Consider the following 12,187-nt stretch of genomic DNA (forward strand, 5'->3'; position numbering starts at 1 on the left):
TATTTGCAATCGTCCGCCGCTATTCGCCCAGGAAAGCGCCGAACACTTCGTTGCCGAGCGGCACGCCTTTGGCCGACAGCTTGTAGCCGCCTCCCTCGCCGTCAGCCACGCGATCGAGCAGTCCATCCGTCACCAGGCGACCGATCGTCTCTCCGAACGCATCCTCAATCCGGCGGCCTTCGAACTGCGCCATGAAGTCCGCGTTGCTGACGCCGCGCAGCATGCGAAGACCGACCATCATAAAGTCCTCCATCGCTTCACGCTCCTCCACCGTCTCGGTGCTTAGGCGGGGCAGACGAGACTCGGTGGCGTCGATATACGGCTGCACGCCCTTCACGTTCACGTGACGCAAGCCTCTTGCGTAGCCGTGCGCGCCCGCGCCGAGACCGTAATAAGGCTCATTGCGCCAATACGTGATGTTATGCCGGCTCTCGAACCCCGGCTTGGCGAAGTTGCTGATCTCGTAATGACCATAGCCTGCGCCGGTCAGCCGGTCGATCAGGTGCATATACATCGCCAGCTCGTCCTCTTCGGGCGGCAGCGGCAGCTCGTTGCGCTCGTAAAGCTTGTGGAACAGCGTGTTCTCTTCGACCTTCAGCCCGTACAGCGAGTAGTGCGTCAGCTCGAGCGCGAGCGCCCGGGTCACGCTGTCCGCCAGTGTCTCCACCGACTGGCCCGGAAGGCCGAACATGAGATCGATCGACAAATTGAAGAAGCCCGCATGACGCGCCTGCTCGATGCTCCGATAGACGTCGTCCACGTTATGAATGCGGCCGATTCGCTCGAGCAGCGCATTATCGAACGATTGCACACCGAAGCTGATCCGGTTCACGCCGCCTTCTCGCATCGCCGCCAGTTTGTCCGGCTCCACCGTCCCCGGATTCGCTTCCATCGAGAATTCGACGTCCGCGGATAGCGGGAAGTGCCGCTTAACCATCGCCAAGAACCGCTCCATCTGCGGCGGCGTCAGCACGGTCGGCGTCCCGCCGCCCACGAATACGGTACGGATCTCCTCCGGCGGCATCGCCTCCACGGTCGCGATCATCTCCCGCTCGAGCGCCTCCAAATATTCGTCGACGGGCTGGCCCTTCAAAATATAGGACGTGAAATCGCAATAGTGGCATTTGTTCGTGCAAAACGGAATGTGAATATATAACGCGCGCGGCGCATGAAGCAGCATTCCTCCTGCCCCCTTTCCATTGAAAAAAGGGCCACGCTGGCGGTGACCCTTTCGTAAGAGCTCTCGTTGATATGGATGGTGCGCGGCCAACCTATTCGTCGATCTTGAGGACGGCCATGAACGCCTCCTGCGGTACCTCGACGCTGCCGACCTGCTTCATCCGCTTCTTGCCTTCCTTCTGCTTCTCGAGGAGCTTCCGCTTCCGGCTGATGTCGCCGCCGTAGCACTTGGCCAAGACGTTCTTGCGCATCGCTTTGACCGTCTCGCGGGCAATAACCTTGTTGCCGATGGAAGCTTGGATTGGAACCTCGAACATTTGGCGAGGGATCAATTCTTTCATCTTCTCGCAAATGATGCGTCCTCGCTGGTATGCGCGGTCGCGGTGCACGATGACCGACAAGGCGTCCACCTGCTCGTTGTTGAGCATGATGTCCATCTTGACGAGCTTCGATTGGCGGTAGCCGGACAGCTCGTAATCGAACGAAGCGTACCCCTTCGTGCTCGACTTAAGCTGATCGAAGAAGTCGTAGACGATCTCCGACAGCGGAAGGTTATACGTCAGCGTGACGCGGTTCGTATCCAGGTACTCCATGTTCACGAATTCGCCGCGCTTGTTCTGGCAAAGCTCCATGATCGCGCCGACGAAATCGTTCGGGACGATGACGCCCGCTTTGACGAACGGTTCTTCGACGAAGTCGATTTTGCCGACCTCCGGATAATTCGAAGGGTTGTCGATCGACAGCACGTCGCCGTTGGTCAGCGTGACCTTGTAAATAACGCTCGGCGCGGTCGTGATGAGCGGAATGTTGAATTCGCGCTCGATCCGCTCCTGGATGATCTCCATGTGGAGCAAGCCCAGGAAGCCGCAGCGGAAGCCAAATCCGAGCGCGGTAGACGTCTCCGGCTCGTAGCTGAGCGAAGCGTCGTTGAGCTCCAGCTTCTCGAGCGCGTCGCGCAAATCGTTGTAGTCCTGCGTCTCGATCGGATACAAGCCGCAGTATACCATCGGGTTGATCTTCCGGTAACCCGGCAAAGGCTCCGGCGCCGGATTCTTCGCTTCGGTGACGGTATCGCCGACGCGGGTATCCTTAACATTCTTGATGCCCGCAACGATGAAGCCGACGTCGCCTACGGCCAGCTCGTCCACAATGCCCATCCGCGGCTTGAACGCACCGACCTCGATGACCTCGAATTCGGCTCCGGTTGCCATGAAGCGAATTTTCTTGCCGGCCTTGATGCTGCCGTCCATGACGCGCACGTACACGATTACACCCTTATAAGGGTCATAGTGCGAGTCGAAAATAAGCGCCTTCAGCGGCTGGTCGGGATCGCCGTTCGGCGCTGGCACCTTCGCCACGACCTGCTCGAGAATTTCCTTGATCCCGATGCCTGCCTTGGCCGATGCCAGCACGGCGTCGCTCGCGTCCAGGCCGATCACGTCCTCGACTTCCTGCTTCACACGCTCCGGCTCCGCGCTCGGCAGGTCGATTTTGTTGATGACTGGCAGCACTTCGAGATTGTTGTCGAGCGCCAAGTATACGTTCGCCAGCGTCTGGGCTTCGATGCCCTGCGCCGCGTCGACGACGAGCAGCGCGCCTTCGCAGGCCGCCATGCTTCGGGATACCTCGTACGTAAAGTCGACGTGTCCCGGCGTATCAATCAGGTTCAAAATATACGTCTCGCCGTCGTCAGCCTTATAATTAAGGCGGACAGCTTGCAGCTTTATGGTGATGCCGCGTTCTCGTTCCAAATCCATTTGATCGAGCACTTGCTCCTGCATTTCGCGGGAAGTCAGCGCCCCGGTGTATTCCAGAATCCGATCCGCAAGGGTCGATTTGCCGTGGTCGATATGGGCAATGATGGAAAAATTGCGGATTTTCTTTTGTCGGTCACGTACGTCAGCCATGCCTAACCCCCAGAAATTACGATATTGCTAGCCATTCCATACAGTATATCAGTTCGCGTGGCGGCCATCAATCCGTAACGGATTCGAAGAGGGAAACGACAAAGCGGATGCCTTGCGACGAGAGAGACTGCAGTGCGCCCGCCGTGCCGTCGGCCAGCTTGTCGACCGTCGTATCATCCCGCAAATCCGGTATGCCGGGCAGCCGCTCGTTCTCGACTTGCGTCATCTCGGTATAACGTTCAGCCGCCCGTTCGGGATGGCGCTGCGCTTCAGCGACGGTCGGCCGGTAGACAGGCGCGTCCTGCTCTTGCGCCGTCTGCCGGGGATGATATCCCGTCTCCGTCTCCGGCTGCAGCGCCGGGTACTCCGCTCTGCTGGGCCCTTGGCTCGCGATCGGCGTCGCCTCCTGCTGCTCTACCGGACCGTATATCCGCTCCACTCCGCTCGTCGCCACATCGATGCCGAACATAACCATTAAGACGATCATGCCGCCGACGATTCCCCATTTCAACGGTTGCTTGCGCATCTCATCCGCTCCTTTCCACATCATCCGGCGCGCCGACGCGCCTATAATTAGCTCGCTACCTTCGCGTTTACTTTCTCATCCTTCCAATAAAGACCCGCAATCACTTTGGCCAACGCGTCGATCGTCCGATTCGACTCCTCGAGCGTGTTGTCGATGCCGCCGACTTCGATCAGCAGGCTCTCCGGCGAGAGCGACTGATTATATTCGCCGTTGCCGTTCTTGCTCGATTTTCCCCAGATGCCGCGCGAGATGCCGGGATAGGCTTTCTCCAGCGCCTCGTGAATTTGGCTCGCGAAGGCTTCGTTCTTCTCCCAGTTCGGATTGCCGTGACCGACGATGAAGAACACCTGGGCGTAATCTTTGCCGCCGATCGTCGCCGTCGTGTATTTCCGTTTCTGCGAATCGCGGTGAATGTCGAAGAAATATTGGAGATCCTTGTGCTGCGCCATCGCTTCGGTTACCGTTTTTTTGGAATATTTATAGGATAGCACCCATTTGTACGATTTAATCGCCGTCGGATAATCGGTCGCGGACGCGATCGCGCCGATCCCCTGCTCCTCCAGCTTCTGCTCCAGCCGCTTGCCGAGCAAGGAGATGTTCTTGGCCGTCGATTGCGGGTCGGTCACGTTCTTACCCAAGACCGGATTCCACGATTCGCGGGCATGCGAGTGATAAATAAACACCGCGTTACGCTTCGGCGTTGCCGGGTTCGGCGTTCCGTCGACGTCGGTTCCGCCTTCTTCAGGCGATGTCGCCTCTGCGTCCGGCAGACCGGCTGCGCCGTCGCCTTGCTCCGTCGTCTCCTCGGCGGGCAGCTCGCCCTCCGGTCCCGGCCGGCCGGAGCCGTCGCCCGGAAGTTCTCCGTCCTGGCCATCCGGCCCCAAATCTGCCGGATCGTCGCTGCCGTCGTGGATCGGTTGGTTGTCTTCCGGCTCTACATCCGCGCCGGCGACTTCGCCCGGCCGAATCAAGACCGTGTTATCGGATGCCATGCCCGGATATTCCGTGGCAAGCAGGCTTCTCGGATCATTGGGATTAATGTCGGTCAGCACGCGCACGAGGAATGCGCCCATCTGCTTGGTCGAGAACGACGCGGGCGCGCCCGCCGTCTCCGTCCCCGGCACCTCCATCGCCAGCATACCGGAGAACGTTCCGTCCGAAACCGAAGCCGCGAACCCTTTCATGGACGAGACAGGCGAGGTCTGCGACTTCTGCTGGAGCATCAGGCCGATCCCGATCACGAGGACCATGACCATCGAACCGACCGACAACAACGCGAACATCCGGCCGGTCACGAGCAGCTGCTTCAGACGCCGGCTTCCTTTACCCAGGTTCCATGTCAGGATAGGTGGTTTCATAAACGCGCATCCTCCTTCAACTTGTTGGCCACTACTAACCTATGGGACAAACGCTAGCGATAGAACCTGTGCTGCTAGATAGAAAGGAGGGAACGTGAAAAAAGCGCGCTCTAGCGAGCGCGCTTTCCCTACGTAACATCCCTATGATTATACGTTGAATCTAGCAATCAACTGTTGCAGCTCGTGCGCCGTAGCGCGCAGATCCTCCGATGAAGCGGTAATCTCTTCCATGATGGCCAACTGCTCCTGCGAAGATGCCGATGCCGCGTGCGTATGCGCCTTCGCTTCCGAAGCCACGTGTACCATATCCGCGATCGCCTCCGATACCGATTGGGTGCTGGAAGCCATTTGGCGCGAGGCGGCGGATACTTCCTGCATTTGAACGGCCGCGCTGCGCACCGCTTCCTTAATGCGTTCGAAGGCCGCCGCCGTATCGGCCATCGACTGTCGGCCTTTGCCCGCCTCGCTTACGCCCGCTTCGATTGACTGCAGCGCCTCGGCGCCCGAAGCGTTGATCGCCCGCACGACCCCGACGATCCGGCCCGCGGACTGCTTCGTTTGCTCGGCCAAGTTCCTCACTTCCGTGGCGACGACCATAAAGCCCGCGCCATGCTCGCCCGCCCTGGCCGCTTCGATGGACGCGTTCAGCGCCAGCAGCTGCGTCTGCGAGGCGATCTCGGATATAAAGTTGACGATCGCGTCGATCTCCTTGCATTGCTCCGAAAGCAGCCTTACGATATCGGCGGATACTTCGACGCTTCGGCCGATCTCCTCCATCTGGCGCGACGCCTGCCGCACCGTCTCTACCCCGGACAGCGCGGCTGCTTCCGCCTCCGACGCCGACTGCGCGACCGTATCGGACGCGGACGCCATCTGCGCAATGCCTGCCGTCATTTCGCCGATGACGCGCGAGGTGCCGGTCGCCGTTGCCTCCTGCTCGTCCGAGCCGGACGCGATGCGCTGCAGCAGCTCTACGATCCGTTCGCTGCCGGCGGAGGATTCGCCCGAGGAGGAGGCCAAGTTATCGGAAGCCAGGGCAACCTGCGCCGACATCTCCTTGTTCGCGCCGATCATCGTCCGGAACGCTTCGCCCATGCGGTTGAAAGCGTGCGCGATATGCTTCATCTCATCCTTCGTATCCAGCTCGACGCGCGCCGTCAAATCTCCTTCGGCCAGCCGCTCCGAAGCGCCGCGCAGCTCGTTCACGTTCGCCCGCACCGTCCAATAGAACGAGAGGAACAAATAGAAGGCCGCCGCGATTACCGCGGTCATCGCGATCGTTACGACGAGCAAGTCGCGACGTCCATCATCGATCGCATCGGCGATCTTGACGCTGTACAGCTGCGTCTGATAGGCGCTCACCTTCTGCAGCGATCCGAGCGCGCCGCCGAACAGCGCGGTTAATTCTTCGCCGCTCAGCTGCGGCCTGGACGAATTGATCATGCCGGCGTTCAGCTTGTCGACCAAGCCCGTAACGGCGGTGCTATTGGCTTCCATGAGTGCGGCCAATTGCGGGTTGCGATCGGCTGCGAGCATTGTTTGCGTATTCGCGGCCAACGTCCGATTCGTCATCCGAATCGCATTCAGCAGCTCTTCGAGCGCTTTCCGATCCGTATCCTCCAACGCCTGCGCGAACGCAACCCGGTACGAGCGCGCTTGCAGCTCGCCCGTCTGCTCGAGCAGGAACGGGAGCTGACGCGTGGCGTTGTCCTTCAAATAATAGAGGTCCAAGGACGAGTCCAGCACAAGATGCTGCTCGTTCCGGATGAGATCGACGAGCCGCAGCACGTCGTCGAGCAGCGATTTATGCCAGCTCAAGCTTTCCGTAGGCGATAGATCAGCCGATTCCGCGACGATCTCCGCCCATCCTCTCTTCACCCGTTCCCATTGGTCCGCCGATCCGGCGATGGCACCGCCTTCCGCAACCTGATCCAAAGCTTGAATCGCGGCAGCCGCTTGCTGCTGCACCGCCTGGATCTGCGCCTGCTGCGCCTCCGTCCGGACATCAGTCACCAGCATGGAGCGGTGGGCAATGATAGAGGCGAATACCGGCTCCAGGCGCTGCAAATACGCCATCCCTTTGCGTTCTTCCTGCTTCACCTGCAGACTTGCGTTCACGTTCAATCCATAGAGCACGGACACCGTTACAAGCGGAACAAGAAGAATGATGCCGATGACTAGAAATTTGAACAGGTAATTGAGTCGTTTCATGACCGCCGCCCCTGGCCGGAGCAGCAAGGAACTCGTGCTCGACAAGAGTGATACGGATGGGCTGTGCTTCATAGGTTCTCTCCTCTGGTTGCTCGTCGAATCGCTACATTCGACAAAATCTGATAATACTAGTTTATAGCATACCAAAATTTACATTGTAAATAGTCGAGTAACTTTTCATTTCAAGCGTCATACGTCTCAATCTTGCAGCCGAATCTTGGGATATCAGGACGCTCACCGACCGCTATCGATAATCCCGACACATCGAGCGTAACGTGCCAATGATGAAGATTTCAAAAAGGTTGGTTATGCTCGCTCCTCCGTTCCTGCCAAAAACGCGAAAACGCCCCTGAACCTTGTCTAGGTTCGGGGCGTCGGTCTTCCTTGGCGCTACGGCTTAGGCTTAGTGCGTATAGGCGGCGACGTTCGATGAATCCACCGCGTCGTGCAGACCCGCGTTCAAGCCGCTCGCGATGATATTGGCGATATCTTCGATAAATTGGTCGATTTCCTTCGGCGTGACGAGCAAGTCATGGCCAAGCGGTCCGAGCGCTTCGCGGACAAGCTGCAGCCGTTCCTGCGCATCGACCGAATCGAGCAGGCCGAAGTTCGTGTTCGACGTGTGCTGCTTCAAATGCTCGCGAACGAGATCAATGCTGTTGTTCACGATGGTCGACGCGTAGACGACGGTCGGCACGCCGATCGCAATGACGGGCACGCCCAGAATCTCTTTCGTCAATCCACGGCGCTTGTTCCCGATCCCGGAGCCCGGATGGATGCCGGTATCCGCGATCTGGATCGTCGTGTTGACCCGTTCCAGCGCCTTCGAGGCCAGCGCGTCGATCGCGATGATGATGTCGGGCTTCGAGCGTTCGACGATGCCCTGCACGATCTCGCTCGATTCGATGCCCGTGATGCCGAGCACACCCGGCGCGACCGCGCTGACGCTGCGATATCCGGGCGCCACTTGGTCCGGCATCAGCTCGAAGTAATGACGCGTCACCATGACGTTCTCGACGACGAGCGGTCCGAGCGCATCCGGCGTCACGTTCCAGTTGCCGAGGCCGACGATCAGTACGTTGGCCTTCTTCTGGATGCCGATCCGCTGCAGGAACGAAGCGAACTCCTGCGCAAGAGCCGTCGCTACGCGGTCCTGCAGGGTCGAGTCCCCTTTGCGCAATTCCGGCACCTCGAAGGTGACGTAATGTCCAGGCATTTTGCCGATCGCTTTCGAGCCCTGCTCGTTCTGTACTTCTAACCGCGTAACTTTAATTCCGTTATCCTCCGAGAAGTCCGACACAATGCCGGGGATCGGACCCGAGCCCCCCGCCTCCGCCAGTTCCTTCGCTTCCAACGCCAAATCGATATGCGTCGAATACTCCTGCAAATCCAATCGTTCCTTCACCTGTCGAGGGCCCCTTCCATTACCGTTTACAGTTAGTGTGCGCCAATGCGGATGTTTCTTATTCGATTCGCACCGGGCCATGCCGCCGCCCTCGCCCCTATCAATCAAAAGCGCTTCGTGCCCCCTTCCCGCTTGGCTCTTGCTTTTTGGACTAGCGCATGATAGAATGTTCAGAGTTGTGTTGTAACAATGGTTTTCCTTTTACGGGAGGTGAATGCTATGCCAAACATTAAGTCCGCTGTGAAACGTGTCAAAACGATCGAGAAACGCCGCGCTTTGAACGCTTCGCAAAAATCCGCGCTCCGCACGGCCGTTAAAGCTGCTGACCAAGCTGTTGTCGCTACTGATGTAGAAGCTGCTAAAGCAGCTCTGATCGTCGCTACGAAGAAGCTGGACAAAGCAGTGACGAAAGGCCTGATCCATAAAAATGCGGCTGCCCGCAAAAAGTCTCGTCTTGCTAAGAAGCTGAACGCTCTTGCAGCTCAAGCTTAATTAAACGAAATCAAGTCCTGCCTTGCTCCCTCGGGAGCCCGGCAGGACTTTTTTGTTGCCTGCTATCCACCCGCCGCTTCATGCGGCGAGCGATAGCAGGAAAAGCTCCAGCCCCAGCGTTTTGTCCACCTGGCCGGTCTTCATTTTGTAATCCAATTCGGCTATGCGGCTCAGATGCTTGCCCAGCACCGGGACGGTGAACCGTCTTCCCTTCTCGGCCGCCAGCTTCACCGCGTACGGATGAAGCCCGATCTGGCCGGCCATCTGCTGCGGCGAATAGCCATGCTGCTCGAGCTCCTTCACCTGGAGCATGATGCGCAGCTGCCGGGCGATCAGCGCCGCGATCTTGATCGGCTCTTCCCGGCGCAGCAGCAGCTCGCCGTACAGCTTGAGCGCCCGCTCGACTTGAAGCGAAGCCATCGCGTCGATCAGTGCGAATACGTCCTCCTCGACTGTGGAAGCGATCAACGTCTCCACGGTCTGCTCGTCGATTGCGCCGCCTTCGCCGGCGTGCAGACACAGCTTGTCCACCTCATGGGCCAACTGCTGCATATTCGTGCCGGTGCGGGCGAGCAGCAGCTCCGCCGCTTCCTTGCGCATTCGGCGGCCTTGTTCTTCCGCCCGTCTCATCGTCCAGGCCAGCAGCTCGTTCTCCGACAGCTCCGCGAACGCGAGCAAGGCGTCTTTGTCCTTCAGCAGCTTGACGACTTTGCGGCGTTCATCGAGCTTCTCCGCATGCACTTGGAACACGAGCACGCTCGTCTCGTTCGGCCGGTTGATATAGTCGATCAGCGCGTTCGTCTGATGGTCGATCTTGCCGCCTTCCTTGGCGCTCGCCGCCGCCGCGAGCACCGATTGATCGCGCACGAGGACCAGCTTGCGGGAAGCGAAGAACGGCAGCGTGTCCGCTTCGGCCACGGCTTCCTCCACCGGCGTCTCCGACATGTCATATTTCACGATGCCCAGCTCACGCTCGTCCTCCGGCAGCAGCTTCTCCGTCAATTGCTGCACGAACTGCCGCATGCGATACCGGTCTTTCCCGTACAGCACGTACACCGGGCGGAAGCTGCCGGATTTCCATTCTTTGACGGCGTCTTTCATTTCCACGCGTAATTCCCCCATCTTTCCCTGACTGTTACCGTCTATCATACCATGGCATGCGCTTCGCGCACACCCGCCCGCCGAACGCAACAAAGGGATGAAGCGTGACTAGCGGCTTCATCCCTTTGTCCCTGAACATCTATATAAACATTCCGCAGCGTCCAGCCCATGGTACTGGGCTGCGAATGGTCATACGACGTTAAGGCATCGCCCTCTGACGTTGTATCGATAGTCCAGTATACGCAGGTATCACGAAAAGTGTGCATCCGATACGTCAGTTTATTGCGGGTTATGGCGTATTCTGCAATGGCGTGATCGTTTCTTTGACAAGGTCAATGCGATACGTCGCCTTGGTGCCGTCCTCGGCTGCCGCTTCGTACGTGAGCGACTTGCTGTCGCTCGCCCACTCGATAATTCGAATACCGCCCGGCGCCGCGTTCGTGCTGAGCACGAAGCGATTGTCCGCGGTTAGGAAAATCGTCAGCACGTTCTGCTCGATGCTGGCCGAGTAGACGCCGTCCGGCGATTGAAGCAAGGCTCCATCCGTCGTGGAGGTTATGCCCAATTTCTTGTCCGTGTCCGTCTCTTCCTCTCCGAGCGCCAGAACGTCGGCTTCCTCCGCGTCTTGCTGATTACCCGCATCTTTCGCGTCCAAATCACCGCGATCCAAACCTTTCGCGCCCGCGTCCGTATCGGACGGAACCTCGATGACCTGGTTCGGCGTCTGGCTTCTGACAACGGGCTCGGAACCGCCCGACGAATCCATCGTCGAGCCTTCCTGGGCCGGCGCAGCGCCGCCATCCCCCGCGTCTGCTGAACGCGAGATCTCTTCCGGCAGCTTCGCCCGCGGATCGGCGCCGCCGCTCGTTTCTTCCTCGTTGGCGGAGGAAGGAGCCGCATTGGCTTGCGGCGCATCCGATTTCTCCATCATCGGCGTGATCGCCGCGCTCTCCGATGCGGCTTCGTCTGCGCCGGAATCCGACGCGTCTGCCGCGTATTGCAACGTGTTCGCGCGATCGTCCATGGAGCTCCCAGGCGAGTATGTGACCATGAACAGACCTGCCACGACGGCTGCAGCGAATACGCCTCCGAGCGCACGCACCGCGTAGCTGTCCGTCCATTTGCGCGCACGCTTCGCCCGGCGCTCCATCACCTCGTCCATGGCAGCTGGAGCTTCCGCGATCGCGGCGTCTGCCTCCGGCGTCTCCTCCGTCTCCGCCGCGATCAGCGGCAGCCGAGGAAGGATCGCATCGACCAGGCTATAGGGCGGCGTTACTTTCGGCAAATTTTCCAATCCGCTCGACAGCAGCTGCAGACGCTCGAACATGGCCGCGCAATCCGGGCAATGCCGCAAATGAGTCATCAAGGCTTCGCTCTCGCGATCGTCGAGATCGCCGTCAAGCTGTCTTTGCATATCATCCATCACCTCTTGACAATTCATCCTCGGACACCACCTTTCTGATAATCGTGTAAGTAAGTTTGGAGCTGTTGTCTTGCCCGGAATAAATAGGATTTGACCGTGTTTAACGGCAGGTCGAGCGAGTCGGCAATCTCGTTATACGAGAAGTCCTGCAAATACCGGAGCACGACGACCGCGCGATGATGCTCGGGTAGTTTATCGATCGCGTTGCGAATGTCTTCGCTCGCGTAAGCGGAAAGCACCTCTTCCTCGACGCTGTGCGTATCCCGGAAGACCATTTCGTGCTCCTCGATCGAAACGGTCGGTTTCGTCCGTCGGAATTTATCGATGCAGATATTCGTCACGATTCGCTGCACCCACGTTTTGAACTGAGCCTTCTCTTCGTAGGATCCGATTTTGGTATAAATGCGGATGAGCGCCTCTTGGGCGGCATCCATCGCATCCTGCTCGTTATTCAGTATATAGTAGGCTGTCCGGTAAACATGGTTTTCAATCTCTCGCAATAGAGATATAAGAGCGTCGCCGTCGCCCGCTTGCGCGGCTTTGATAAGGCCGGGCTCTACCACGAAGGATCCCCCTCTCTTGCAC

At 58.8% G+C, this 12,187-nt stretch carries 10 protein-coding genes; 1 reads left to right on the top strand and 9 read right to left on the bottom strand.

What is annotated here, in order from left to right; translation table 11 throughout:
* Positions 1–19: 19 nt before the first annotated feature.
* The 6 genes from hemW to gpr all read right to left on the bottom strand — a co-directional run bounded on the left by hemW (position 20) and on the right by gpr (position 8,586).
* Positions 20–1,180 (bottom strand): radical SAM family heme chaperone HemW, encoded by a 1,161-nt coding sequence (gene hemW / locus ACFSKT_RS09760; RefSeq protein ID WP_377722547.1) that lies wholly within the window; start codon positions 1,178–1,180, stop codon positions 20–22.
* Positions 1,181–1,271: 91 nt separating this feature from the next.
* Positions 1,272–3,086, bottom strand: coding sequence for a translation elongation factor 4 (gene lepA / locus ACFSKT_RS09765; protein WP_377722548.1), 1,815 nt, complete (start codon positions 3,084–3,086; stop codon positions 1,272–1,274).
* A 67-nt stretch (positions 3,087–3,153) separates the two neighbouring features.
* Positions 3,154–3,612, bottom strand: a complete 459-nt coding sequence (locus ACFSKT_RS09770) for a hypothetical protein (protein ID WP_377722549.1) — start codon at positions 3,610–3,612, stop codon at positions 3,154–3,156.
* 47 nt (positions 3,613–3,659) lie between these two features.
* Positions 3,660–4,970 (bottom strand): stage II sporulation protein P, encoded by a 1,311-nt coding sequence (locus ACFSKT_RS09775; RefSeq protein ID WP_377722550.1) that lies wholly within the window; start codon positions 4,968–4,970, stop codon positions 3,660–3,662.
* Positions 4,971–5,117: 147 nt separating this feature from the next.
* Positions 5,118–7,181, bottom strand: a complete 2,064-nt coding sequence (locus tag ACFSKT_RS09780) for a methyl-accepting chemotaxis protein (protein WP_377722551.1) — start codon at positions 7,179–7,181, stop codon at positions 5,118–5,120.
* 403 nt (positions 7,182–7,584) lie between these two features.
* A complete protein-coding gene (gene gpr, locus ACFSKT_RS09785; protein ID WP_377722552.1) occupies positions 7,585–8,586 on the bottom strand; it encodes a GPR endopeptidase in 1,002 nt (333 codons plus the stop codon).
* Between the two features lie 219 nt (positions 8,587–8,805).
* Between gpr and rpsT the strand changes: the two genes are divergently transcribed.
* Positions 8,806–9,078: a 30S ribosomal protein S20 gene (gene rpsT / locus ACFSKT_RS09790; RefSeq protein ID WP_377722553.1), complete on the top strand. Its 273-nt coding sequence runs from the start codon at positions 8,806–8,808 to the stop codon at positions 9,076–9,078.
* 78 nt (positions 9,079–9,156) lie between these two features.
* On the opposite strand, the gene holA is transcribed toward rpsT, so the two are convergent.
* From holA to ACFSKT_RS09805, 3 genes are all read right to left on the bottom strand, one after another.
* Complete coding sequence (gene holA / locus ACFSKT_RS09795; RefSeq protein WP_377722869.1) at positions 9,157–10,179, bottom strand: DNA polymerase III subunit delta; 1,023 nt, start codon at positions 10,177–10,179, stop codon at positions 9,157–9,159.
* Positions 10,180–10,468: 289 nt separating this feature from the next.
* A complete protein-coding gene (locus ACFSKT_RS09800) occupies positions 10,469–11,620 on the bottom strand; it encodes an anti-sigma factor (RefSeq protein WP_377722554.1) in 1,152 nt (383 codons plus the stop codon).
* On the bottom strand, positions 11,617–12,165 hold the full coding sequence (locus ACFSKT_RS09805) for an RNA polymerase sigma factor (RefSeq protein WP_148928516.1): 549 nt from the start codon (positions 12,163–12,165) through the stop codon (positions 11,617–11,619). The genes ACFSKT_RS09800 and ACFSKT_RS09805 overlap by 4 nt, the downstream gene beginning before the upstream one ends.
* Positions 12,166–12,187 lie beyond the last annotated feature (22 nt).

The sequence above is a fragment of the Paenibacillus xanthanilyticus genome, assembly GCF_042682185.1.
GTDB lineage: Bacteria > Bacillota > Bacilli > Paenibacillales > Paenibacillaceae > Paenibacillus_Z > Paenibacillus_Z xanthanilyticus.